This window comes from Mesorhizobium sp. M0159 (assembly GCF_040322295.1).
In the GTDB taxonomy this organism is placed as follows: domain Bacteria; phylum Pseudomonadota; class Alphaproteobacteria; order Rhizobiales; family Rhizobiaceae; genus Mesorhizobium.
This window is the reverse complement of the sequence record NZ_JAMYTF010000007.1, coordinates 193,896-218,082: the sequence shown is the minus strand read 5'-3', so window position 1 is coordinate 218,082 and position 24,187 is coordinate 193,896. Positions and strand designations below refer to the sequence as shown.

Genomic DNA, 24,187 nt, shown 5'->3' with positions numbered 1-24,187 from the left:
GCGCCGCCGCCCTGATCTGGTTTGCGCCGCGCCTCAGTTCGATGCTGCGGCAGGCGTGCTGAGTTCGAGGAACGGTACGGTCGAGCCCGGGATCATCGACTTCGGCAATTCGCCGTTCCATCTCTCCGCCTTGGTCAGTTCGACCAGCAGCGGATTGTTGGCGATTGCGGCGGCGCGAGCCTTGATGGCGCCCGCGGTCGCATCGCCTTCGACCCTGGTCTTGTAGGCGCTGGCCTCGGCTTCGGCCTTGACGCTGTCGGCGCGGCCCTTGGCCTGGGTGACGGCGATATCGGCCTTGATCTTTTCCTGCTGCAGGTTCTGTTCCTGCTTCTGCACCTCGACCTGCGCCGTCATCCTGGCTTCGACCGCCTGCTCGTAGGCGTCGGAGAAGTCGATGTTCTCGACCTGCACGCTGTCTATCATCACCGGGCCGTCGGTTACCGCCGCGATGGCGTCGGCGACGTCCTTGTTGAACTTCGCCCGGTTCTGGATAACCGACACCGCGTCGTACTGGCCGAACACCGTCTTGATCTCCTGCGGTGCTTTCCTGGCAATGACACGGTCGGCCAGTGCCTCGATCGATCCATAATTGGTGTAGACGTTGCTGACTTCGGCGGCCGGCACGTGGAAGTTGACGGTAACGCGCATGTCGGCCGGCTGCTGGTCGCGCGAATAGGCCTGCATGGCCGGCAGGCCGCTGCAATCGTTCTGGTTCTCGCAGCCCCATTTGAGCACCTGCTGGCGCAAGCTGATCTTCTCGACGCGCTGCAGCCACGGCAGCTTGAAATGCAGTCCGGCATCGACGACCGAACTCAGCGCCCCGTTGGTCAAGAGCACGCCGCGGTCGCCCTGGTCGATCGTGTACCAGGACCCCAGGAGCGCAAAGACGCCGAGCGCCACGATGACGAGTGCGATCAGGCCGGAACCGATCGACCCCGATGCCATCCCCGGCTTGCCCTGCGGACGGCTTGAATTGCCTTGCGTTTCGGTCATCACCCCACCCCAACCTGATTGCCCGTGCTGCTTTTGCCCACAATAGTGGCGGCATTGCAATCCTCTGGATATGGAAGGACCTTCGCGCCAGCCGGCCGGACCGGCGGGGTGGTTCAGGCGGTCCAGGGCAATCCCTACGCCGGAATTGCTTTACGGCACCTGTGTAATGCTGCCGCTGCCTCGGACCTCCGAACGCCGCATGGTCGGGTGCCCGTAGACGTCGAGGTCACCGCTGCCGGAAATCGTGACATCCGCATCCGCCTGTGCGGTAATCTCTGCGTCGCCGCTGCCGCGAATCTCGATCCGAGCGGATTGGGCGACAAGATTCCTGAGCCGGCCGGTGCCCGAACCGCGGATCTCCAGATCGACCGTCTGGGCGGTTCCGGTTGCGGTAACGCTGCCGCTGCCGCGGATGTTCAGCCGCAACCCGGGCTGATTGATCTGCGACAGGGCAAGGTCGCCGCTGCCGACCACTTTCCAGTCTGAAATTGCCGGCCCCGACACCCTGACATCGAGCCGGGATGCGAACCAGCCCGGTTCGCAATCCAAAGTGAGTCTGCTGCCTTCCATCCGCACATGGTCGATCAGGGTCGACTCGCCGCTGACGACGGCCCCAGCCTTGTCACCCGGCTGATAACGGACTGATGCTGGCAAAGCGATCGTGAAACTGCCGTCGTTGCGGAACGGCAGCGTAACCTCTTTTCTAGTCGATGTGGTTGCTCCGCAGGTTGATTGTCCACCAATCCATGAACCCCCGGCGTTGATCCAATCCGGCGCTTGTCTGTTTGGCGCCGTTCCGGACGGAAGACCGCCGACACTTTCCTGGAACCGCCCTGGTTTCCGGAACCGCCCTAGCGGATTTCCCCTGCAGCCGCGGCAGCGGGCTGGGACGCGTTGCCTGGCGTCTCCTTCTGCCGTTCGGCATCGGTTTTGCGCTTCGGGCAATCCTCGTAGTCGTGGTCGCGCCCGCCGCAGTAGGAGCAGCATTTTGCTGGCGCGTCGGAGCGAAGCATCGTTGGCATGCACAAGAATGCACGAAACCCGACAGATTGCGAAGGTCGATTTCGCCACGGAACCGCTGCCGCCGAATGAAAGTTATCTGCTCATTGCAACGGGAGCACAGGACATGGCCGACGACCCGAACCGCTACGAGACCGGAGCGAGGAAATATCCGGCAAAGACGAGCCCCGACGCGGCCGACGAATTTTCGCAGGATGCGGCCGGCAACAAGCCACCTCCCGGCGGCATGGGATTGACCAGGCCGGCTGACGATTTCGACGACAGGACCCTGCATTCGGAGGGCCAGAACCCGCCGCGCGCAGCGATCCGGCCAGACGGCAAGGCCACCGCCAAGAAGCCCGGCAAGGACGCAAGACGATGAACGTCGCCAATCTCCAGCTCGAAGGATTGATGATGGCGATCGCGGCCGTCAACAACGCGCTGGTCCACAAGGGCCTGCTGTCGGTCGACGAGGTCGACATGGCGTTGCGCCGCGCCGAGGCGGCGATGACCAGCGACGAGCGTCTCTATGAAGACATGTCGCCATCCAACCGCGACGCCGTCTGCTTTCCGCTCAGGCTGCTGCAGGCGGCCAACAATGCCCAGGGTGAAACCGGCGTACCGTCCTTTGCCGAACTGGCCAGGATGGTCGGCCGGACCAAGGAGCCCTATAACGACCAGATGTGATGGAGGACGCCATGGCCGACGACAAATCCAAGACCAAGCAGGATCGCAAACTGGTCTCAGGCGAAGAGCCTTACGAGGTCGCTGCCTTTGCCCGCAAATACGGCATACCGCAAAGCGAGGCCGCGACCATCATCAAGCGTTACGGCCCCTCGAGGAGGAAGCTCGACGCGCATATGGCGAGCCGCAACGCCTGATCCAATTCTGGCGGCGGCCGCCTTCATGCCGGAAGCGTCCCTGCCCTGCCGCCTTGTCGAGAGTATCGGCACCGTCAGCCGTGACCTGTCGGGTTCGCCCCTGTGGGATTCAACGCCTGGTTTTGACAGCCGCGGAATACTCGCGCGGCGCAACAACTCATTTACCTCGACGCTGTACCAGTCCGGTGAGCAAAGCCGGGGGTCGGATGCAGGAACAATTATTGCGCTACGAATGTGTCATGGAGCCGAACGGCCGTTGGATGGTGTGGGACATCGTTCACGATCTGCCGGCGCAATTTTCGGAAATCGCGCTGATCGGCCTGAGCCGTCGTGAAGCGGTTTCGCTCTGCCGGCTGCTCAACGAGACGAGCCGTTCCGAGACGCGGCAGAGCCGGGCCTCCTGAGAAGCGCGTGCGTCTCAGGCCTGCCCAGGCTAAGAGGATTTTACATGCGATCGACAATATTCGGTCTGGTCCTGCTGCTGCCGGCCGCCGCCCTGGCGGAGCCGATCGAGACCCAGAAGATCATCACGGCGGCGACCGGCGACTGGAACGGCGACGGCGCCGCCGATCTGGCGATGATCGTCGAGACCGAGCCTGGCTCTCCCATGGACCTGTATTTTTTCCTCAAAGATCGCGATGGCGATTTTCTAAAACCTGCCGGGATCGTGCATGATCAGATTGACGGGGAATGGAAGGATTACGACCGGCCGGGCCCCGCCACATCCGACACCGAGCCCGAACTCACTACGCTCCCCAACGGTTCGATCAAGCTCTATATTCCGGCGATGGAGATCGGCAGCGAGCGGACCAATAAGACGCTGACGCTCGCCTGGCGCAACGGCACGTTCGTCGTCGCCGGTTTTGCCTACGAGTATTGGGATTACATGGACGACAATGTTGCCGGCGACTGCGACTACAATGTGCTGACCGGCAAGGGCAAAAGCAGCAAGAAGCTGGCGGACGGCACCACCAGGCAAGCGACCGTATCGGTCGAAGGCAAGGTCATCCCATTCGCGGAGTGGACCCCGGGCACTGGCTTCAGCGCTTGCGGAGAGTGAGAGGTTTCGGTTGCCTCACTGCAGCGGCGGCTTCCACAGCAGGCTGTTGCGATCGGCGGACTTGACGCGCAGCCAGGTTTCGCGGCCATCGCGCAGCACCCGGAGCGGGATCTCGGCACCGGCCGGGCCGCTCTTCCAAAGCTTGCGATAAAAATCGGCAAGCCCATCGACCGCCGTGTCGCGGACATCCGAGATGACATCGCCTTGGCGAAGGCCCGCCTGGGCGGCTGGACCGCCCTCGGCGACGCTCATCACCACGACCTTGCCGTCGCTCTCGGCCGAGAAGGCGCCGAGCCACGGCCGCGGCGGCCTGGCGACCTGCCCGCGCGTCAGCAGATCGTCGAGGATGGGCGGCAGAAGATCGATCGGCACCACCATGTTGATGTCGGCGACCTCGCCGTTGCGGCTCATCTGCAGGCGCAGCGAACCGATGCCGAGCAGCCTGCCATCCGCGCCGATGAGGCCGGCGCCGCCCCATGAAGGGTGAGCCGGCGCCGTGAAGATCGCCTCGTCGAGCAGATATTCCCAATAGCCGGCGAATTCCTGCTTGGTGACGATCCGCGCCCGCACGGAGCGGCCGACGCCGTCGGCGAGCACGACGGGATCGCCGATCTTGGCCCTGGACGCATCGCCGAGCGCAATGGCGGGCAGCCCGAGCGGCGCCAGCGCCTGCACCAGGCCGAAGCCCGACTCCTGGTCGTAGGCGAGCGCATGGGCGGGAACCACGCGCCCGTCCTGGTCGGCCAGCCAGACCTCCTCGGCCTCGGTGATGAGATAGCCGATGGTGAGTACCAGCCCGTCGCCGCGGATGACCACGCCACTGCCCTCGCGGCGGGTGCCAAGTGTATTTGCCGTGAAGGCGTCCTCTGGCACGGTGGCGCGGACGGCCACGATGGATCGCAAAAGGGGTTCGATATTCATGCTTTGGTTCCTGGCAATGTTCGCAGGCTGATATGGGCTATAGGTATGGCGCAGGTGATCAGGCGCAAGAGGTGGCGCCGGCTTTGGCGTGGACCGGCGCCGCGCCGTTCGCGCCGGGGTTTTGCATCAGCGCCGGCAGCCCTATCTGTACCTACGGCTATCCCAAGCTGCCCTATGCAAAGTTCCTCCGCCATTACCCACGTTGATATCTGATATCCTCCCAACCCAACCCTTCCAAAGGCCTCCCAAATGAACGACTACGCAACGGACCAATACACGCCGCCAAAAGTCTGGACCTGGAACAAGGCAAATGGCGGCGCTTTCGCCAGCATCAACCGGCCGACCGCCGGCCCGACGCATGACAAGAAACTGCCGGTCGGCAAGCATCCGCTGCAGCTTTATTCGCTGGCGACACCGAACGGCGTCAAGGTGACGATCATGCTGGAGGAACTTCTGGCGCTCGGCCACAGCGGCGCCGAATACGACGCCTGGCTTATCAGGATCAACGACGGCGACCAGTTCGGCAGCGGCTTCGTCGAGGTCAACCCCAACTCGAAGATCCCGGCCATGATGGATCGCAGTGGGAAAAAGCCGGTCCGCATCTTCGAATCCGGCTCGATCCTGCTCTACCTCGCCGAAAAATTCGGCGAATTCCTGCCGACGGAGCAGCCGGCTCGCGCCGAGACCCTGTCATGGCTGTTCTGGCAGATGGGCTCGGCGCCCTATCTCGGTGGCGGATTCGGCCATTTCTACGCCTATGCGCCGACGAAGATCGAATATGCCATCGACCGCTTCGCCATGGAAACCAAGCGGCAGATGGATGTGCTCGACCGACGCCTCGCCGAAAGCGAGTATTTAGGCGGCAGCGACTATACGATTGCCGACATTGCGGTGTGGCCCTGGTATGGCGGGCTGGCCAAGGGCCGTATGTATGACGATTCCGGCGAGTTCCTGCAGGTGGAGCAGTACAAGAACGTGCAGCGCTGGGCCGACGCCATCGACGCGCGGCCGGCGGTCAAGCGCGGCCGCATGGTCAACCGCACCTTCGGCGAGCCTTCGATGCAACTGCACGAGCGCCATGACGCCAGCGATTTCGAGACCAAGATGCAAGACAAGCTCGCGGCGGCCAAAAGCTAAGCGGACGACGCGCCGATCTCCCGCCTTGTAGGGGAGATCGGGAGCTTCGGCCGACTGCTCAAGCTCGCCTTCACCGCCGCCATCCACAGCCGGTCGATGTTGGCCAGGAATTTCTCGTCGAGTTTGTCGAGGTGCTTCCAGTACATGCCGTCCTCGAAGAGATAGCCGAGTTCCTTCTCGATCCTGTCGGCCTCCTCCGCCTGATCGAGCCGCAGGCCGGCAAGCATCTCGGCCTTCATTTCCGAAAGCTGCGAGGAAGAAAGCGCGCCGAGTTCATCGAGCGTCAGCCGCGGGAAGATCAGCCGGCTGCGCGGCAGGTCGGATAGGTTGACGCACAGGCAGCCGCGCCGAAGCGCATGGATGAGCAGGCGGGCCGACTTCGCCTCGAGGTTGCGCAGGGTGACGTCGTTGCGCAGCGGATCGGCGCGGCCGACGCCGTAAAAATGCGTGTTGCCGGGCTGGTCGTAGATCATGTCGCAGCCAAGGAATGCCAGCACGTCCGGCTTCTGACTGTGGATCGTCCAGTAGGCCGCCGTCATCGACATGGTGCCGCCGGCATAGACGAAGCCGCCAAAGCTGTTTTGCGCCGGCACGTAATGCGAGGCGCTGAAGATCTGCGCCTGCTGCAGGGGACCGCCTTGCGGCATCCGCTCCGCCGGGAAATCGCCGGCATGGACGAGGAAATCCCAGTCGGGGCGCACGCGCCAGGCGTTGTTGATGGCGACGATCTTGCCGAAGGCCTGCTTGGGCCAGGCGGCGGAGCGCACCACATCGGGGGCGCTACCGATCAGCAAGATCACGTTTGGCGTTCCGTCGATCACCACAACCCTCTCGACCGGCCGAAATGCATCTCGATGCCGCCCGGTTGAACGGCTTTATAGCCTCAATGGCCCATCGAAAACACCAGCCGGATTTAAGCTGGCATCAACAAAAGGCAGCTTGCCAGCCGGTTGTAAAATGTGGCCTTAGGCACCGTCGTACAAGCAGCAGGCAGGTTTTCCCGCTAGCCCAAAAACGACGATATGAGTTGGGCGATATATATTAGTTGACTAAACTAGCGGAACGTCCAATGCACATTCCCAGAACCGAACATGTCCTGTCTAGACCATGATATCTATATGGGACATTACTACATAAGCTGAACGCGACCTCGACGGTTCGGCGGCACAGCCCTCAGACGCCGCGGCTTTGCCTCCGCGCTTTTCGCCCCGGATCCGTAGATCAACCGGACGACGAACAGGAAATATCCAACCTGCATGACGATCAAGGTCAAGATCGTCCAGGCCAGCGTCTTCCAGATTGAACCCGTCGCAAGGTAAGTCGAGATCGCCACGATGGACGATGTGGTGGTCAGCCCCACCAGGAACTGTGGAAAGTTCATGATTTTTCTGCGCCGCCCCGGAACTCGCTACAGCCGGGACGAACTCCCCTAACCCATTACCCCGCACCAACATTTCCACCATTTTAGCAATTGCGCAAGCACCAAATAGAACAGCAGTTAACGCATGCTTCCGTGATCAAGGGCTGCATGTCAGGTCACCAAGGTGGGCTGGCTTGGACGGCGGCTGCGCGTCCCCTCCTCCCCAACCAGCTCTCCATACCCCCTCACCGCCCCATCAAGCCCACGTATTCGCCACGTCTCCCCTTCCCGTGCCTCAAGATGGGACGGGCCGAGCGGGACTTTCCCTCCGCCGTCCGGCAGGTCCAGCACGTAGACGGGATTGCAGATGCCCGACAGGCGCGCACGCAAGGCGCTGACCAGCGCCTGGCCCTCGGCGATCGTGGTGCGCCGGTGCGCCATTCCGCGCACGAGATCGCCGTGGTGCAGGTAATAGGGTTTGACGCCAAGGCGATACATCAGCTCGCGGCACAGCTCTTCCAGCACCTCGACCGTATCGTTCACGCCTTTCAGCAGAACGCTCTGGTTCAGCAGCACGAAGCCGCCCTGCCGCAACGTGCGGCAGGCCCGCTCGGTCGCCTCCGTGATTTCGCGTGGATGGTTGAAATGGGTGACGACAGTGACCATCAGCCGGCCCTGCAAGGCTTGCATCAACCCGCCGGTGACGCGCGACGGCAGCGCGACGGGTACGCGAGTGTGGATGCGCAACAGCCGCACATGCTGGATCGCCTCGACACGGGCGCGGATTTCCGCCAGCGCCCTGTCCGGCAGCGATAGCGGGTCGCCGCCGGTCAGGATCACCTCGCGGATTTCCGGATGGGCCGCGATATAGGCGAAGGCTTCGTCGAGAGCTTCGCGCGTATAGCCGCGGCCGATCGACGTCAGCTGCTCCTTGCGAAAGCAGAACCGGCAATAGACCGCGCATTGATAGGTCGGGAACAACAGAACCCGGTCGGCATGTCGATGCGTCAATCTAGGCACGGGACTGAAGGCGTGGTCGGCGATCGGATCGTCGAGTTCGCCCTCCTGCTCTGCCAGTTCGTCGGGCGACGGGATGACCTGAAGCCGTATCGGATCGGCGGGGTCGTTCCAGTCGATCAGGTCGAGATAGGCCTTGGGAATGCGAACCTTGTGGCGCGTGGCCGCGGCTTCGGCCGCCGCCCGCTCGGCTGGCGACAGCGGCAGCGAATCCAGATCGCCTACATGCCGCACGCCCTCGCGAACATCGTCCCGCCATGCGGCATCCGCCTCGCGAGCGCGCCGGTCATCGGCTGCCACGCCGGCCGCATCGACCGCCATGCTGGCGTCGGGGATGTCGGGATGTGAGGTCATCGCAGGCTCCTTGAATTTCGGGCCGGGGTACAGCATTGGAGCCAGGACTTGAAGGCAATAAGCGGTGTTTGGCCGGGTTGGAGGGCGCGGCAGGAAGCCACAACCGGCCACTGATCAGAACAATCGTCCAACATCGCTGACGCAAAACATTAGCTTGCTCTTATATTAGCTTGAGCGTATACACATAAACGGCCGGTGATCTACCCCCCAACCGGTTAGGCTCGGCGCCAGTTCCCTCCCTACCCCTCAGGTCAACGACGCCGGGCCGCTCGGGTTCGCCCGGTCGCCCGCGGTCGAGACCGGATCGTCGACCTCTTCGATGTCGATCATGCCCCCTGCTCAAGCAGCACCCAACTGAACATACCAGCTGAACACATCGGCGATGCCCGCGTCTCTCGGCCTTCCCGTCGCCGGCCGCGGTCGCTAATCTCGGATTGCGAAAAAGCTGGAGAAGAGCGTATGGCGAACGACTTGTCGCCAAGGCTTTTGGAGATCGTCAATGCGCTGCCCTTGCGGCAGGGCATGCGAGTGCTGGAGATCGGCTGCGGACCGGGTGCTGCAGCGCGCGAGATCGCGCGCCGGATCGGCTGTGGGCACGTGCTGGCGATCGACCGCTCGGCCAAGGCCATCGCGCAGGCCGGGGCCGCCTCGCGCGCCGAGATTGCGGCAGGCCGGCTGAGCCTTCGCCAGGTCGCCATCGAGGATTTCGAGTTGGAGGCCGATGAGAAGCACTTCGACATTGCCGTTGCGGTGCGCGTCGGCGCGCTGGACGGGCGTCATCCCGAAGCAGGAAAAATTGCCCTGCGACGGCTCAAGGCGGCGTTGACCGCGCAAGGCCGGCTGTTCATCGACGGCGGCGATCCGCTGCGCGAAATTGCGATATATGGCTGAGCACCTCGTGCTTGGCCTCCGGAATCGAGCGTCTACGTGACCGTGAGCGGCAGAGCCGGCCTCAGCTCCGCAACCCCGGCGCCTCCTGCCCGGTGCGCTCGACATATTCGGTATAGCCGCCGCCATAGGTGTGGATGCCCTCGGGCGTCAGTTCCAGCACCCGGTTCGACAGCGCCGCCAGGAAATGGCGGTCATGCGAGACGAACAGCATGGTTCCCTCGTACTGCGACAGTGCCGTAATCAGCATCTCCTTGGTGGCGATGTCGAGGTGGTTGGTCGGCTCGTCCAGCACCAGCAAATTGGGCGGGTCGAACAGCATCAGCGCCATCACCAGCCGCGCCTTCTCGCCGCCCGACAGCACCCGGCATTTCTTCTCGATCTCGTCGCCGGAAAAGCCAAAGCAGCCGGCCAGCGCGCGTAGCGGCGCCTGGCCAGCCTGCGGAAAGGCGTCTTCCAGCGTCTGGAACACGGTGCGCTCGCCCTCCAGCACTTCCATGGCGTGCTGGGCGAAATAGCCCATCTTGACGCTCGGGCCGCGCGCCACCGTGCCATTGTCCGGCTCGGAAGCGCCGGCCACCAGCTTCAGCAGCGTCGACTTGCCGGCGCCATTGATGCCCATCACGCACCAGCGCTCGCGGCGGCGCACCTGGAAATCCAGCCCCTCGTAGATCGAGCGGCTGCCATAGCCCTTGTGCACGTTCTTCAGCGTCACCACGTCCTCGCCGCAGCGCGGCGCCGGCTGGAAGTCGAACGACACCTTCTGGCGGCGCTTGGGCGGCTCGACACGGTCGATCTTGTCCAGCTTCTTCACCCGGCTCTGCACCTGGGCGGCATGTGAAGCCCGCGCCTTGAAGCGCTCGATGAAGGCGATCTCCTTGGCCAGCATCGCCTGCTGGCGCTCGAACTGCGCCTGCTGCTGCCTGTCGGCAATCGCCCGCTGCTGCTGGTAGAATTCGTAGTTGCCGGAGTAGGCGGTCAGCGAACCGCCGTCGATCTCGACCACCTTGTTGACGATGCGGTTCATGAACTCGCGGTCATGCGAAGTCATCAGCAGCGCGCCGTCATAGTTCTTCAGGAACTGCTCCAGCCAGATCAGGCTTTCGAGGTCGAGATGGTTGCTCGGCTCGTCGAGCAGCATGGCATCGGGCCGCATCAAAAGGATCCTGGCCAGCGCCACGCGCATTTTCCAGCCGCCGGACAGCTTGCCGACGTCGCCGTCCATCATCTCCTGGCTGAAGCCGAGCCCGTCGAGCACCTCGCGGGCGCGCCCGTCCAGCGCGTAGCCGTCGAGCTCCTCGAAGCGGTGCTGCGCCTCGCCGTAGCGGGCGATGATCTCGTCCATCTGGTCGGCTTGGTCAGGGTCGCCCATGGCGTGCTCGAGCTCGCGCATCTCGGCCGCCACTTCGCTGACCGGCCCGGCGCCGTCCATCACTTCGGCCACCGCACTGCGGCCCTCCATGTCGCCGACATCCTGGCTGAAATAGCCGATGGTGACGCCGCGATCGACGGAGACCTGGCCCTCGTCGGGCTGCTCCTCGCCGTTGATCATGCGAAACAGCGTCGTCTTGCCGGCGCCGTTGGGGCCGACCAGCCCGACCTTCTCGCCCTTCTGCAAGGCGGCGGAGGCTTCGATGAAGACGATCTGACGGCCGTTCTGCTTGCTGATGCTTTCGAGACGAATCATGGTTTTCCGGGAAAGGCCAAAGGAGCGTTCCCGCGCCAATACGCGATAGGCCGCGCCGGCGGAAGCCCGCAGTAGTGAGGCGCCCCGCGCCAAATTGTCTGAACCCGCCAATTGCTTCCCGGCTGGATCAGGCTTTGACCACGTAGGGATGAGCCGGCGGATCAGCTATCGGTCAGGGCCTTTGTCGTCGCCAGTTTGACCCCGGCGGCGGCAAATGCCGCATTGTGCCGGGCTATGATCTCCGCGGCGGTCTCGCCAGCGGTGTCTAGCGTGCTGTGGGCGTCGGAAACCACGGTGACGCCCAGGCCCGCCGCAAAGGCGCCCTTCACCGTGGCCGCCACGCAAAAATCGGTCTGCGCGCCGATCAGAACGACCTCGCCGGCGCCCTGCCCGACTACCCATTCTGCAAGCGCGGCATTGCTGAACGCGTCGCCGACACGCTTGGCGAACGTCGGCTCGTCCCCGGCCTGGCCGAGCGCCGGCCACACCGGCCAGCCCGGCTCACCCGGCGCCAGTGGATCGCCCTGCGGCCCGTCATGCCTGATGAAGGCGACCTTGCGCCCGCTGCGCCGTGCCCACTCGATCAGCGCGCGGGTGCGGGCAACCATGCCGTCGGCATCATGGATCGGCGGTTCGGCGACGCCGTCGAACATGCCGGCCTGAAGGTCAATCACGATGAGCGGCGCAGTGGCCGCGGGGCTGGTCCCTGACATGGTTTTTTATAGCACGAGGGCGGAGCTGATCAAGGATCAGGGCCGCGATGGCGCGCACGGGCAACCGCAAGTGGCTGGAGTTCGAGATATGTGACAATCCGCTTGCAGCAGCGCTAACATAGCGCGCCATTGGGATGTGGGTCAGTTCGAAATTCTGGCTATCGGCCGTGACCGGATTGCATTCGTGGCAAGCTCCTGCGAAGAAATTACCATGACACATGCAGCCGTAGCTTTCCTTGCGATCGTGACTTCGGTGTTGGTCGCGATCCTACCCGCACAATCGCAAGAGTGGACGCCCTCGGAGGACGCGGTTCGAGATGCAACGGAAACGGTTGGTCACTATTTCCTTTCGCTCGATAATCAAGAGTATGGGCGGGCATACGAAATGAAAACTGATACCGCCAAAGCTTCGATCCCATCGAATGCCTTCGTGGAGCAAAGTAAACATTTTCATTCTCAGGCCGGCGCTGTGCGCGAGCGCCGGCTACTCAAATTCACGTGGTTGAAGGACCCAGCGAACGCTGCCTTTCCTGGCGTTTATGCCCAGTCGACATAGCGGCGAAATTTGAAAACATCGATCGTTACTGCGGCTATATTGTTCTCTATCAGCGGCCGTCAGGTGGAAATTTTCGAGTCATGCGGGTCGAAAGCAACGTCATCGACAACGCTACCGCGAAAAGCATTGAAAAGACCCAATCGAAACTTGAATTAGATCGAGCATGGGCCGAGTTGTCGGCTAACTGTCCGAATTTTCCATCGTGAAGGTGAGCGGTCCGCTTTTGTACGTTCCGCGACCATCGCTTTTCGGCTTCCCTCGCTTCGATCAGCGCAACGATGTCGGAGATCTCTTACAGATTGCCGGCCCTACGACGCGAACGCAGCGAGAGCGCAGCTTTTGTCCTCACCCAATCCGCCCGTCACGGCATAGGCGCCGGCGGTGCGCTTGTCACTAAACCCAAGCGCGATGTTTATCTCGTCCGATCGCCCTTCGCAAAGTAGCCGGCGGCCCGGACGATCACACCCGGCCCGATGCCCCATCCTCGCCAAAAATCCCGGTCACCCAGTCGATGAACACGCGTACCCGTGGCGCGAGCTGGCGGTTCTGTGGGTAGAGCGCCGACAGCGGTGTCGGCGACGGCGGGTAATCCGGCAGCACTTCGACAAGCGTGCCGCGTGCGAAATCCCCGGCGAAGCGGTAGTGCGGCGCCTGCACCAGGCCGATACCGAGACGCGCCAGCTCCGCCATCGTGTCGGAGCCGTTGACCGTCACCCGGTTGGGCAGGCTGACATAGCGCAACGCGCCGCCGACGGTGAATTCGAGCGGCATGACCTCGCCGGTCCGCGACGAGCGGAAGCCGACCATCAGATGGCCTTCGAGATCGTCGAGGGTTGCCGGCATGCCGAGGCGTTCGCCCGCGAAGCGGCGCGGCCAACCTGACTGGTTGCCGCCCGGAAAGGCGGCGCCAGCCTCCGTGCCTCACTTCAACTCCACCCAGACCGGCGCATGATCGCTGGCGCCGGTCTCGCCGCGCACGTCGCGGTCGATGCCCGCCGCTACCAGCCGGCGCGACAGCTTCTTGCTGAGCAAGATATGGTCGAGGCGCAGGCCGGCATCGCGCGGCCAGCGGTTGCGGCGATAGTCCCAGAATGTGTAGAGCGTCTCCGTCGGGTGCTTCTTGCGCAGCGCGTCAAGCCAGCCCTGGTCGAGCAGCCGCTGGAACGATGCGCGGCTTTCCGGCTGGACCAGCGCGTTGTCGTCATAGGAGCGGGTCGGGTAGATGTCGCGCGGCTCGGGCACGATGTTGTAGTCGCCGGCCAGCACCACCGGCAGGCCGGTGTCGAGCAACTGTGCCGCATGCGCCTCCAGCCTCTCGTGCCAGGCCAGCTTGTACTGGAATTTCGGGCCGGGCTGCGGATTGCCGTTCGGCGCGTAGAGGCAGGCGACGACGATGCCGTTGACCGCCGCTTCGATGTAGCGCGCCTGCTGGTCGCTATCGTCGCCGGGCAGCGCCTCGCGGGTCAGGACGGGTTCTGAGCCACGCGCGAGTATGGCGACGCCGTTCCAGGTCGGCTGCCCGACCCACACCGCGCCGTAGCCGGCCGCCGCAAGCGCAGTGCGCGGAAACTGCGTCTGCCTGGTCTTGAGCTCCTGCAGGCAGGCGATGTCGGGTTTGGCGGCAGCCAGCCATGCGAGCAGGTTCGGCAGCCGGCTGTTGATGTTGTTGACGTTGAAGGTGGCGATCTTCATCGGCCTGCTTCAGCGCACGATGCGTTCGGTCCACGCCTTCACCGCATCAGCGAGCGTCTTCAGATGATCGGCGGTGGAGAAGCCGGAGATGTTTTTGCGCGGCTTCAGATCATGGTCGCCGTCTTCCAGCCAGAAAATCTCGATTGCGTCGGACAGAGCATAGGTCGCGACCTCGTCTTTGGTCCCGAACTCGTCGCGCGTGCCTTGGAAGATCACTGTCGGCGTCTTGAGATCGGCGAGGTGCTTTGTCCGAAGCTGCGTCGGTTTGCCCGGCGGATGGAAGGGATAGCCAAGGCAAAGCAGGCCCGAGATCTCGCCCTTTGAAAACATCTCGTCGGCGATCATCGAAGCGACGCGTCCGCCCATCGACTTGCCGCCGATGATCAGCGGACCCTTCACGCCCTTCGCCCGGAGGTCGGCGATCGCCTTGACGTATTCCGGGTTAACCGTCTCGGCGCGCGGCGGCGGCTTGCGGTGGCCGTAGCGGCGAGCCGCCATGTAGTGGAATTCAAAGCGCGCGACGCGGAAGCCGGCTGCGGCCAGCGCCTTGGCGGTGGCGGTCATCGAGGGCGAGTCCATAGGAGCGCCTGCGCCATGGGCGAGCAGGATGGTGATGGCGGCGGTGTCGGGGCCGTCGAAGAGGAAGGTTGTCATGGGGACTCCAACGCTGGTGACCCCTTCTCCCCTTGTGGGAGAAGGTGGCCGAGCGAAGCTCGGTCGGATGAGGGGTGTTCCAGGGAACGCCGACGCCTCATTTCTTCCAACACCCCTCAACCGTCTCGGCGCTGCGCGCCGATCCACCTTCTCCCACAACAAGGGGAGAAGGAGGCGCTACTACCTCACCCCGCCGACATCCGCGCCAGCTGCAAATCCACGAACTGTATCCCCTTGGCGGCCGTGCGCGCCCATTCGGAGTTGGGATCGAGTTCGAGGTAGCGCACCCAGCGACGCCGCGCCTCGGCGAGATTGCCGGCGCCGAACTCCAGCCTCGCAAGGTTGAATACCGCGTCGGCATAATTGGGATCGAGTGCGATCGCCTTGAGCAAATGCCGTCGCGCCGACGCCACCCGCCCCTCTTCGCTCATCAGCCCGGCGAGATTGAACCAGGCCTCGACGAAGCCGGGATCGAGCTTTATCGCGCGGGCATAGTCGTGCGCCGCCTCGGCCGCGTGGCCGGCGGCGCGCAGGCAGTTGGCGCGGTTGAAAGCGGCGATGGCATCGCTTGGGTCGATGGCCAGGCAGCGCCGGTAGAGCGCCGCCGCCTGCTCGTGGTCTTCAGCCCCTTCCGCCGCCTCGGCATCGGCGAACAGCTCTTCCAGCGTGTCGTCATCCTGCGTTCCCAGATCGAACAGCAGCTGGCCGTCGAGTTCGCTCTGGCCGCCCTCGAGATAGATCGCATCGGCCCGCCCATGCTGTGAGCCGACGGCGAGCGACTTGGCGGTGAGCGAGGCGACCGGGCCCGACCGGTGCACCGAGCGCGCAATCGCCCCCCATGAGGCGCCGCCGGCAACCAGCCCGGCATATTTGCGGGCGAGGATCAGGTCGCGAAAGGAATACGGTTCGCAATCATGCTCGAAGGCATCGAACAGCGACAAAAGGTCGAGATCCTCGCCGGTCAGCCGCGACTGGTCGATCAGCGACTGCCGCGACAGCGCCGAAGCCTCCGGCGCTTTCATCAGGCCGAGCAGGCGCAGGAAGCCGTTCTCGCTGACCAGCTTGCGCCCGGCCGCGCGCTCGGTGACGACGCGGCGCTCAATCTCGGCATCATCGGCCCTGGCGAGCAACATGCGGCCCAACACGACATGTGTGGTGCGCCGAGTGACGCCGCGCCGCAACTCGCCGTGCTGGCGCTCGACCTCGCGCGCCGCCAACCTGAGCGGAAAGGCGGCCAGCGCGCCGACGATGCCGAAGACCGTGCCGGCGAGAGCCGTCACGCCTTGCTCTTGCCGACGGCTTTGAGAAGGTTCGCCTTGAGCGGGTTTTCCTTGGCCGCGGCGGCGCCGGCCTTGGCGGATTTCGCCGCGGGCTTGGCCGTTTCATCGGCCTTGCTCTTGGACTTGGCCGGCGGCTTGGCCGATTGCGACAGGCTCGCCTTCAGCGCATCCATGAGATTGATGACATTGCCGCGCTCAGGCGCCGCCGCGATGATCGGCTTATGGCCCTTCAGCTTCTCGCGGATCATCGCCATCAGCGCGATCTCGTAGCGGTCCTCGTAATTCTTCGGATCGAAGGTGGTTTCCTTCTGCTTGATCAGCGCCTCGGCCAATTGCAGCATTTCGGGATCGGGGGTTCCGGCCGGGATATTGCCGAAATACTCAGCCGTGCCACGCACTTCGTTCGGATTCCTCAAGGTGCAGACGAACATGCCGTTCTCGCGCGCGCCGATCGTCACCACGCGCTCGCGGCTGGACAGCACCAGGCGGGCGATCGCCAGCTTGCCGGATTTGCGCATCGCTTCGCGCAGCACGGCGAAGGTCTCCTCGGCCATTGCGCCGTCCGGCGCCAGGTAATAGGGCGCGTCCTGATAGATGACGTCGACCGAATGCTCGTCGACAAAGGCCTCTATGTTCATCGTATGATTGGATTCGATGCGTACCGCATCGAGATCGGAGTCCTCGATGATGATGTACTGCTTGTCCTCGTATTCGTAGCCCTTGACCAGGTCCGAACGCTCGACCAGCCCGAGTTCGGGGTCGACCGGCTTCATGTTGATGCGGTTGTGCGTCTTGTTGTGCAGCTGGTTGAAGCTGATGCGCTCGCTGGCGCTGGTCGCCGGATAGAGCCGGACCGGACAGCTGACCAGACTGAGCTTGAGGTAACCTTTCCAACTTGCCCTGGGCGCCATGAAATACTCCTACGCGGCCTTGTGCTGTCGAACTGTTCGCAGCGTTCATTCGTCCGGAGGACGAACGGGGCTGCCGAAATCCTACATTGCCCCTTACAATACCGGCAAATCCCTAGCGAAATCTTCCTCCGCTGAGAGCCGCCTGCAGGCAAGGGATCCGTGGCGAAGAATAATTCAAATTTTCCGGAGCGTCGATGGATTGCAGATCGGACCGGCGCACCGCCGTCACCATTCTACCGGACGGCTCTGTGCAGCGGCCAAAAGATCGGCCAAACCTGTGCCTCGACCCGCTTTGATGCTGGAGTTTCAATCTGATAACGCCGTTTGCGATCGGCCATGACCGATCGCCGGCCGGCTGGCAGACAATCGGCCAAATGATCGGCCAATTTTTCTATTAATCTAGAAAAAAACTATTTATGATTATGTACTTATTAATTCTGAAGATCGGCCAAAAATTGGAGGCAGCCGTACCATGGAAGAAAGCGTACAGCGGATCGAACCGGCCCGTCTGGAGGAAGTATCCGAGGAAATCTCGGATGCCCTGGCGGAATTGTCGGCGGCGTCCGCTACGTTGGGCGGCAGCCTTCATCCCCGTACAGCTGCCAACCTCGCCGATCTCGTGCGCATCATGAATACCTATTACAGCAACCTCATAGAGGGCCATGACACGCGTCCGCGCGACATCGAGCGCGCGCTGGCAGGAAATTTCGACAAGGATGAGGAACGGCGGAACCTGCAACTTGAAGCCGCCACTCACGTCAGGCTCCAGGCCGAGATCGACCGGATGGCTGCGCGGGGCCGATTACCTGATCCGGCTTCCCGCGCCTTCATCCTGTGGCTGCATCAGGAATTCTATCGGGATGCCGAGGAACTCATGCTGCGTGTCAAGGGTGCAGGGCGCGAATTTCTCATGGTGCCCGGGGAATGGCGATCGAAACTTGAGCACGATGTTGCGGTCGGCAGGCATCAACCGCCATCCAGCGTCCGCGTCGACGATTTCATGTGCTATTTCGAAACGCGCTACGGCTTCGCAAAGCTCGGCAAGGCAGGCCGGATACTCGCCATTCCTGCTGCGCATCATCGCTTCAATTTCATCCATCCATTTCCCGACGGCAACGGGCGCGTCAGCCGCTTGATGAGCCATGCGATGGCACATGAGGCAGGTATCGCCGCTCATGGATTGTGGTCGATTTCACGTGGACTGGCGCGAGGGCTGAAGAGTCGCAAAGACTACAAGACCATGATGGATCATGCCGACATGCCGCGCCAGGGCGATCTCGACGGCAGAGGCAATCTCTCACAGCGCGCGCTAGCGGATTTCACCCTGTGGTTCCTGCGCGTCTGTGTTGACCAAGTGACCTTCATGTCCGGCCTTTTTGATCTCGCCACGCTGGCAAAGCGTCTTCGCGCCTACGCTACAAGCAGCGAGTTGAAGCCGGAAGCCAGCCGTCTGCTGGAAGAGGCGCTGATACGCGGCGAATTCGAGCGAGGCGAAATCTCGCGCATTACCGGACTGCCCGAGCGGACCGCGCGGCGGGTTTTCAATGATGTCATTTCGCTTGGGCTGCTGGAATCCGAGACGCCCAAAGGGCCGGTATCCCTGCGCTTTCCCGCCAAGGCCTTGGACACGCTGTTCCCGAGGCTGTTTCCCGAAACATGAATCAACAGTCAGCCAGCCTCAGGTCCAACCGGCGGCAAATCCCTGGCGAAATCTTCCATGTCGGCCCAGGGATCGCCTGACGTCGCCAGCAGGCCCGGCAGCGACGAATAATTCAGATCCTGCGGAGCGTCGATGGATTCCAGATCGCTCCAGCTCACCGGCGTCGAGGCCGGCAAATTGGTGCGGGCGCGCAGCGAATAGGGAGCCGCAGAAGTGTGGCCGCGCGCATTGCGGTGATAATCGATGAAGATACGCCGCTTGCGGTTATCCTTGCCCATGGTGGTGGTGAAAGTGTCGGGCGCGGTGGCGGCAAGATGCGTCGAGATGGCGCTGGTCGCCTGGTGCAATTTCTTCCAGTTCTGCTTTTGCGTCACCGGCACTGATATGTGGATGCCGTGGCCGCCGGACGTCTTGGCGAACGGCACCAGCCCTAGCGCTTCCAGCTCGCCCTTAATGTGCACCGCCGCCTCAACCACCTCGCGCCAGGCGATCCCCTCGCCCGGGTCGAGGTCGAAAACGATCAGGTCCGGCTTGTCGAGCCGCGTGCGATGGGTGCCCCAGGTGTGGAACTCGACGACACCGAACTGCGCCAGCGCCAGATAGCCCTTGGCGTCTTCCACCGAGAGATAGGATTTGGTCTCGCCCTCCGAATTGGTCGCTTCGAAAGTCGCCACAGAGGACGGCATGCCGGTGAAGGCGTGGCGCTGGAAGAAACAGTCCTGCGGCCTGCCGGTCGGGCAGCGCACCAGCGACACCGGCCGGCCGAGAATGTGCGGCAGCATGAAATCGCCGACCAGCGCGTAATAGACGGCAATGTCGAGCTTGGTCGGGCCGGTCTTGCCGAACAGCCGTCGCGTCGGGTTGGTCACCCAGATGGTGGCGAGGTCGGCCTCGGCGATCAGCCGCTTGCGCTTGGCCGAAACCGGCGTCGACAGGCCGACGTCGCGCAGGCCGCGGAACACGGCATGGCGCAGCGCATTGTCGGTGGTCCGGTTGGCGTAGTGGATATGCGCCGAAAGCAGCGGCCGCACCCAGTTCATCTCGCGCATGATTTCGCGGGGAACCCCTTCGGGCGCGGATGCCCCGGCGCGCAACGGCTCCAGCCGCGCCAGCAACTCGCCGGCGGTGGCGGCGTCGAAGCCGGTGCCGACCTTGCCGCGATAGTGCAATTCGCCATCCTCGAATTCGCCGAGGCCGAGTGCGGCCAGCCCCTCGGCCGCATCGGAGACTGTGTAGCCGGCGATAACGAAATCGCCGGTCTGAAGCGCCTTGGTCTTGGTCCAGGTCTTGGTGCGGCCGCTCTGGTAGACCGCCGTAGCACGTTTCGAGACGACGCCCTCCAGCCCCATTTCCGATGCCTGGTCATAAAGCGCCTGGCCGTCGCCCTCGGCGTGATCGCTGTACTGGATGGCGGAGTTGGCGCCGAGACCGGACAGCAGCTGCGAAAGCAGCGTCTTGCGCCGGCGGAGCGGCACTTGCCTCAGGTCCCAGCCGTCGAGATAGAGAAGGTCGAAGGCATAGAAGTGGAGCTTGTTGCCGGCGCCTTCGGCCAGCGCATCCTGCAAAAGGGCAAAGCGGCTGATGCCCTTGGCGTCGAGCGCGACGACCTCGCCGTCGATGATCGCCTCGCGGCACGGCAGCCTGGCGAATGCAAGCGGCAGGTCGCCATAGCGCTTCGTCCAGTCGAGGCCGGCGCGGGTGATCAGCCTGACTGCGCCGTTAGCGAGATGCGCCATGGTGCGGTAGCCATCGAATTTGATCTCGTGCAGCCAGACTTCGCCCGTTCGGGCCGCTGGGTCATCGCCGCCCGGCGGTTTCGAAACCTGCGTAGTCAGCTGCGGCACGATGCGGGTGGGCGGCGGCGCCTTGACGGCGCCCGGCACAGCACCGGGTTTCAACACCACCGGCCTGGCAGGCTTGGCGGCCGGCTTCGGCGTTGCCACCAGTTCCTCGATGCGGCGTCCGGATTTGACGCTTTCCGGGCGGGCTTCCAGTATGTCGAGCTTGGCGTCGGCGGCCAGATCACGCTCCTTGAACAGCAGCCAGTTCTTCTTGCCCTCATCCTCGCCGGGCTTGGGCTTCAGCCGCGCCAGCATCCAGCCGCCATTGAGCTTCTCGCCGGCGAGCCGGAACTTGAAGGAGCCGGTGCGCAGGCTCTTCTCGACGTCATCCATCGGCGCCCAGATGCCGGTGTCCCAGACGATCATCGGCCCGCCGCCATATTCGCCCTCGGGAATGACACCTTCGAAGTCGATATATTCGAGCGGATGGTCCTCGGTCTCGACCGCCAGCCTTTTATCGGCCGGATTGAGCGACGGGCCGCGCGGCACCGCCCAGCTCTTCAGCACGTCGCCGACCTGCAGGCGAAGGTCGTAGTGGTCGGCGGTGGCGTGGTGCTTGTGAACGACGAAGCGGTTGCCTTCCCCCGCAACCAGCCCGCCGGCGGGTTCCGGCGTCCTCGTGAACTCGCGCTTGGCGCGATAGGCCTTGAGCTTCGAAGGAGCTGGCATGGACTAGGCGCGGGTGGTGGGCAAAAGCAACGAGCGCGGCATCAAAATCCCATCGCAGCGGCGCTCCAATGTCACGGCATGGATCCCAGGGTCTCCGCGACGTCGCTTAGCTCCCGCTCCGCCCTGGGATGACGAAGGATGGCAGGTCACGCCGCTCAATCGTCGGTGGCCGGCGTCAATTCGAGTTCGGCCGGCGACAGGCCCTGCTGCAGCTGGCTGAGCCGGAATTCGTCGACCCAATAGGCCTCGCCGTCGACCAGCACCCGCGCGCTGTAGCTGCCGGCCGAAAAACGCTGCGCAGTGATGTACACCTTGTGGCGGTCGAGCGCGTTCCGCACCGCGGCGCGCTTGGATTTCTGACTGGCGACGGAACTGGCCATGCTGGTTACTCACGCACAAGCCGCAAGGCGGCGTGCCTTAAGGATGGCCGAGAGCGTGTCGGCTGTCAATTTGGCAGTCGCTGCGAGCCGCGCGCGGTAGCGCCTCCGGCTCTGTGGAAACCGAGCCGGTGCGCTATATTGCCCTGGCGGCTTGGAACGCGATGCTGATCCGGAGAGCTTCACATGACATTGACGATGCGCAAACTCGGCAGCCAGGGGCTGCAAGTCTCGGCAATCGGTCTCGGCTGCATGGGCATGAGCCAGTCCTATGGCCCGGCCGACGAGGCGGAATCGACCGCCACGCTGCACCGCGCCATCGAACTCGGCTGCGCCTTCCTCGACACCGCGGAAGTGTACGGGCCGTTCACCAACGAGGAACTGCTCGGCCGCGCGCTGAAGGGCCGGCGTGATGAGGTGACGATCGCGACGAAATTCGGCTTCCGCATTGAAAACGGCAAGCAAGTCGGCACCGAGCGCGACAGCCGGCCCGAACATATCCGCGAGGCTTTGGAAGGTTCGCTGAGGAGGCTCGCCACCGACCACGTCGACCTCCTCTATCAGCACCGCGTCGATCCGGCGGTGCCGATCGAGGATGTGGCGGGCGCTGTCGGCGAGCTGATCGCTCAGGGCAAGGTCCGCTTCTTCGGCCTCTCTGAAGCCGGCGCCGCCAATATCCGCCGGGCGCATGCCGTGCATCCGGTGTCGGCCGTGCAGAGCGAATATTCGCTGTGGGAGCGCAATCTGGAGCCGGAAATCATTACGCTGCTGAAAGAGCTCGGCATCGGCCTGGTGCCGTTCTCGCCGCTCGGCCGCGGTTTTCTCACCGGCGATGTCAGGCGCGCCGAAGACTATCCGGAGGGCGATTACCGGCGCGGCGATCCGCGCTACCAGGGCGCCAACTATGACGCCAACATGCGGGCGGCGGCCACGGTACTCGACATCGCCGCGGCGAAGCCCGTCAAGCCAGGTCAGATCGCGCTGGCCTGGCTGCTCCACAAGGGGAGCGACTTCGGCATCGACATCGTCCCGATCCCCGGCACCAAGCGCAGAAAATACCTCGAGGAGAACGTCGCCGCGGCTTCGATCAGGCTCGACCCAGCCGAGATGCAAGTGCTCGACGACGCGCTGGCGCCGGGAAAGGTCGCCGGGCCGCGCTACGGCGAGCGCACCATGGTGATGATCGATCGGTAGGTCTTGCCTGCCCCCGTTCTTGCGCAAAGCTCCGGCCTTGGCTAGCATCCGCCGGCAGGCACCGAGCGGAGGAGAACGTCGCGGTGGACCGGCTGGAGCGCCGTGCGTCCCTTCAAAGCGAGTTGGGCGCTCAAAGGACACTCCATTTTTGAATCGACGCAAGGAACCTTCCGGAAAACCCATTCCGGTTTCGGGGTCATGCGCTCATCTGGGAGGAGACTAAATTGATCAACAGACGTGAATTCCTGCTGTCGTCGGCGGCGATGGGCGCCTTGGCGCTAGCCGCTCCGCGACTGGCTTTTGCGCAGGACAAGCTGACCATCCTTGGTTCGGTGCCGAGCCTCGGCTTTCCATTCTTCGTGCACATGCTGAACCAGATCAAAGCTGAGGCCCAGGCGCAAGGCGTCAACCTGGTCGAGAGCGACGGCCAGAATTCGGCGCCCAAGCAGACCGCCGATATCGAAGCGGCGCTGGTGCAGAAGGTCAACGCCATCGTCATCTCGCCGCTCGACGTCAACGCGCTGGCCCCAGCCATCGAGGAAGCGGTCAAGGCCGGCGTTCCCGTCGTCACCATCGACCGCCGCGTCGAAGGCGTCGAAGGCATCCTCGCCCATGTCGGCGCCGACAATGTCAAGGGCGGCGAGGCCGAAGCACAGGCCATGGTGGCGGCGTTCCCGAACGGCGCCAAGATCTTCCATCTGCAGGGTCAGCCCGGCGCCGGCCCGGCGATCGACCGTAACAAGGGTGTGCACAACGTCCTCGATCCCATGAAGGACAAGTACCAGATCATCTTCGAGCAGACCGCCAACTTCGCCCGCGCCGAGGCGCTGTCCGTCACCGAGGCCGGCCTTGCCGCCAACGGCAAGCCCGACGCGATCATCTGCGCCAACGACGACATGGCGCTTGGCGCGGTTGAAGCCTGCGCGGCGCGCAACTTCACCGACGTCAAAATCTATGGCTTCGACGCGCTTCCCGAAGCGCTGGTCGCCGTGCGCGACGGCAAACTGGCCGGCACGGTCGAGCAATTCCCCGGCGAACAATCGCGCACCGCCGTGCAGATCGCGGTCGCTTACGCCAGGGACAAGACCGAGCCAAAGGAAAAGCTGGTGCTTTTGACGCCGATCGTCATCGGCAAGGACAATCTCGACAAGGCGGAGAGGCTGGGCGAGACGAAGTAGGCGAAGCCGACGGGACAGCCCCCCTCTGGCCTGCCGGCCATCTCCCCCTCAAGGGGGGAGATTGGATGTCACGTCGGCTTTCGCTAGTTTTCGATCTTGCAGAAGAGGCGAAGCCAATGAAGCTGCCAATCTCCCCACTTGAGGGGAGATGGCCGGCAGGCCAGA

The 24,187-nt window shown here is 63.7% G+C and carries 25 protein-coding genes and 1 pseudogene; 11 read left to right on the top strand and 15 right to left on the bottom strand.

Translation table 11 applies throughout. The annotated features are described in order from the left end of the window. Positions 1–33: 33 nt before the first annotated feature. Both NKJ32_RS10495 and NKJ32_RS10490 read right to left on the bottom strand, forming a co-directional pair. Positions 34–993 (bottom strand): prohibitin family protein, encoded by a 960-nt coding sequence (locus NKJ32_RS10495; protein WP_352827513.1) that lies wholly within the window; start codon positions 991–993, stop codon positions 34–36. Positions 994–1,143: 150 nt separating this feature from the next. Then, positions 1,144–1,647, bottom strand: a complete 504-nt coding sequence (locus tag NKJ32_RS10490; protein ID WP_352755568.1) for a GIN domain-containing protein — start codon at positions 1,645–1,647, stop codon at positions 1,144–1,146. Positions 1,648–2,023: 376 nt separating this feature from the next. Here NKJ32_RS10490 and NKJ32_RS10485 point away from each other — a divergent pair, with 376 nt between their 5' ends. The 5 genes from NKJ32_RS10485 to NKJ32_RS10465 all read left to right on the top strand — a co-directional run bounded on the left by NKJ32_RS10485 (position 2,024) and on the right by NKJ32_RS10465 (position 3,933). After that, entirely contained in the window at positions 2,024–2,374 is a 351-nt protein-coding gene (locus NKJ32_RS10485) for a hypothetical protein (protein WP_352755570.1), read from the top strand. Next, the gene (locus tag NKJ32_RS10480; protein WP_023675703.1) at positions 2,371–2,679 is read left to right on the top strand and encodes a hypothetical protein; all 309 of its coding nucleotides are present in this window, start codon (positions 2,371–2,373) and stop codon (positions 2,677–2,679) included. The genes NKJ32_RS10485 and NKJ32_RS10480 overlap by 4 nt, the downstream gene beginning before the upstream one ends. A gap of 11 nt (positions 2,680–2,690) precedes the next feature. Next, entirely contained in the window at positions 2,691–2,873 is a 183-nt protein-coding gene (locus NKJ32_RS10475) for a DUF3606 domain-containing protein (protein ID WP_023675702.1), read from the top strand. Positions 2,874–3,094: 221 nt separating this feature from the next. Further along, entirely contained in the window at positions 3,095–3,277 is a 183-nt protein-coding gene (locus tag NKJ32_RS10470) for a hypothetical protein (protein WP_245274654.1), read from the top strand. A 44-nt stretch (positions 3,278–3,321) separates the two neighbouring features. Further along, positions 3,322–3,933: a hypothetical protein gene (locus NKJ32_RS10465; protein ID WP_352755572.1), complete on the top strand. Its 612-nt coding sequence runs from the start codon at positions 3,322–3,324 to the stop codon at positions 3,931–3,933. A 15-nt stretch (positions 3,934–3,948) separates the two neighbouring features. Here the strand turns inward: NKJ32_RS10465 and NKJ32_RS10460 are convergent, their stop codons facing one another. Then, positions 3,949–4,854: a S1C family serine protease gene (locus NKJ32_RS10460; RefSeq protein ID WP_023675699.1), complete on the bottom strand. Its 906-nt coding sequence runs from the start codon at positions 4,852–4,854 to the stop codon at positions 3,949–3,951. Between the two features lie 249 nt (positions 4,855–5,103). Here NKJ32_RS10460 and yghU point away from each other — a divergent pair, with 249 nt between their 5' ends. Next, a complete protein-coding gene (gene yghU, locus NKJ32_RS10455) occupies positions 5,104–5,991 on the top strand; it encodes a glutathione-dependent disulfide-bond oxidoreductase (RefSeq protein WP_352755574.1) in 888 nt (295 codons plus the stop codon). Here the strand turns inward: yghU and NKJ32_RS10450 are convergent. The 3 genes from NKJ32_RS10450 to NKJ32_RS10440 all read right to left on the bottom strand — a co-directional run bounded on the left by NKJ32_RS10450 (position 5,988) and on the right by NKJ32_RS10440 (position 8,689). Continuing rightward, the gene (locus NKJ32_RS10450) at positions 5,988–6,791 is read right to left on the bottom strand and encodes a hypothetical protein (protein WP_352571352.1); all 804 of its coding nucleotides are present in this window, start codon (positions 6,789–6,791) and stop codon (positions 5,988–5,990) included. The two genes, yghU and NKJ32_RS10450, sit on opposite strands and share 4 nt — an antisense overlap. A 329-nt stretch (positions 6,792–7,120) precedes the next feature. After that, the gene (locus tag NKJ32_RS10445) at positions 7,121–7,372 is read right to left on the bottom strand and encodes an exopolysaccharide production repressor protein (RefSeq protein WP_023675695.1); all 252 of its coding nucleotides are present in this window, start codon (positions 7,370–7,372) and stop codon (positions 7,121–7,123) included. A 150-nt stretch (positions 7,373–7,522) separates the two neighbouring features. Beyond that, positions 7,523–8,689, bottom strand: a complete 1,167-nt coding sequence (locus NKJ32_RS10440; RefSeq protein WP_502896728.1) for a KamA family radical SAM protein — start codon at positions 8,687–8,689, stop codon at positions 7,523–7,525. 492 nt (positions 8,690–9,181) lie between these two features. Here NKJ32_RS10440 and NKJ32_RS10435 point away from each other — a divergent pair, with 492 nt between their 5' ends. After that, on the top strand, positions 9,182–9,613 hold the full coding sequence (locus tag NKJ32_RS10435; protein WP_352755576.1) for an SAM-dependent methyltransferase: 432 nt from the start codon (positions 9,182–9,184) through the stop codon (positions 9,611–9,613). Between the two features lie 61 nt (positions 9,614–9,674). On the opposite strand, the gene NKJ32_RS10430 is transcribed toward NKJ32_RS10435, so the two are convergent. Continuing rightward, a complete protein-coding gene (locus NKJ32_RS10430) occupies positions 9,675–11,297 on the bottom strand; it encodes an ABC-F family ATP-binding cassette domain-containing protein (RefSeq protein ID WP_352797862.1) in 1,623 nt (540 codons plus the stop codon). A gap of 161 nt (positions 11,298–11,458) precedes the next feature. Further along, positions 11,459–12,010, bottom strand: coding sequence for an isochorismatase family protein (locus NKJ32_RS10425; protein WP_352845716.1), 552 nt, complete (start codon positions 12,008–12,010; stop codon positions 11,459–11,461). A 211-nt stretch (positions 12,011–12,221) separates the two neighbouring features. Between NKJ32_RS10425 and NKJ32_RS10420 the strand changes: the two genes are divergently transcribed. After that, positions 12,222–12,566, top strand: a complete 345-nt coding sequence (locus NKJ32_RS10420; RefSeq protein WP_352827506.1) for a hypothetical protein — start codon at positions 12,222–12,224, stop codon at positions 12,564–12,566. Positions 12,567–13,025: 459 nt separating this feature from the next. Here NKJ32_RS10420 and NKJ32_RS10415 read toward each other — a convergent pair. From NKJ32_RS10415 to ku, 5 genes and pseudogenes are all read right to left on the bottom strand, one after another. Next, positions 13,026–13,421: pseudogene (locus NKJ32_RS10415) on the bottom strand (LysR substrate-binding domain-containing protein); the annotation flags it as partial. Between the two features lie 66 nt (positions 13,422–13,487). Further along, complete coding sequence (locus tag NKJ32_RS10410) at positions 13,488–14,258, bottom strand: exodeoxyribonuclease III (protein ID WP_352755584.1); 771 nt, start codon at positions 14,256–14,258, stop codon at positions 13,488–13,490. Between the two features lie 9 nt (positions 14,259–14,267). Continuing rightward, positions 14,268–14,912: an alpha/beta hydrolase family protein gene (locus NKJ32_RS10405; protein ID WP_352571358.1), complete on the bottom strand. Its 645-nt coding sequence runs from the start codon at positions 14,910–14,912 to the stop codon at positions 14,268–14,270. A 185-nt stretch (positions 14,913–15,097) separates the two neighbouring features. Beyond that, complete coding sequence (locus tag NKJ32_RS10400; RefSeq protein ID WP_352827502.1) at positions 15,098–16,192, bottom strand: tetratricopeptide repeat protein; 1,095 nt, start codon at positions 16,190–16,192, stop codon at positions 15,098–15,100. Next, complete coding sequence (gene ku / locus NKJ32_RS10395; protein WP_023675684.1) at positions 16,189–17,103, bottom strand: non-homologous end joining protein Ku; 915 nt, start codon at positions 17,101–17,103, stop codon at positions 16,189–16,191. The genes NKJ32_RS10400 and ku overlap by 4 nt, the downstream gene beginning before the upstream one ends. A gap of 472 nt (positions 17,104–17,575) precedes the next feature. Here ku and NKJ32_RS10390 point away from each other — a divergent pair, with 472 nt between their 5' ends. Further along, positions 17,576–18,763 carry a Fic family protein gene (locus tag NKJ32_RS10390; protein WP_352571360.1) on the top strand — a complete coding sequence of 396 codons (1,188 nt, stop codon included), beginning with the start codon at positions 17,576–17,578 and terminating at the stop codon, positions 18,761–18,763. An 8-nt stretch (positions 18,764–18,771) separates the two neighbouring features. Here the strand turns inward: NKJ32_RS10390 and ligD are convergent, their stop codons facing one another. After that, on the bottom strand, positions 18,772–21,273 hold the full coding sequence (ligD, locus tag NKJ32_RS10385) for a DNA ligase D (protein WP_352827498.1): 2,502 nt from the start codon (positions 21,271–21,273) through the stop codon (positions 18,772–18,774). Positions 21,274–21,428: 155 nt separating this feature from the next. Beyond that, complete coding sequence (locus tag NKJ32_RS10380) at positions 21,429–21,653, bottom strand: hypothetical protein (RefSeq protein ID WP_023675682.1); 225 nt, start codon at positions 21,651–21,653, stop codon at positions 21,429–21,431. A gap of 183 nt (positions 21,654–21,836) precedes the next feature. On the opposite strand from NKJ32_RS10380, the gene NKJ32_RS10375 reads away from it, so the two are divergent. Together NKJ32_RS10375 and NKJ32_RS10370 are read left to right on the top strand one after the other, a co-directional pair. Then, entirely contained in the window at positions 21,837–22,844 is a 1,008-nt protein-coding gene (locus NKJ32_RS10375) for an aldo/keto reductase (protein WP_352571362.1), read from the top strand. 227 nt (positions 22,845–23,071) lie between these two features. Continuing rightward, on the top strand, positions 23,072–24,022 hold the full coding sequence (locus NKJ32_RS10370; protein ID WP_023675680.1) for a substrate-binding domain-containing protein: 951 nt from the start codon (positions 23,072–23,074) through the stop codon (positions 24,020–24,022). Positions 24,023–24,187 lie beyond the last annotated feature (165 nt).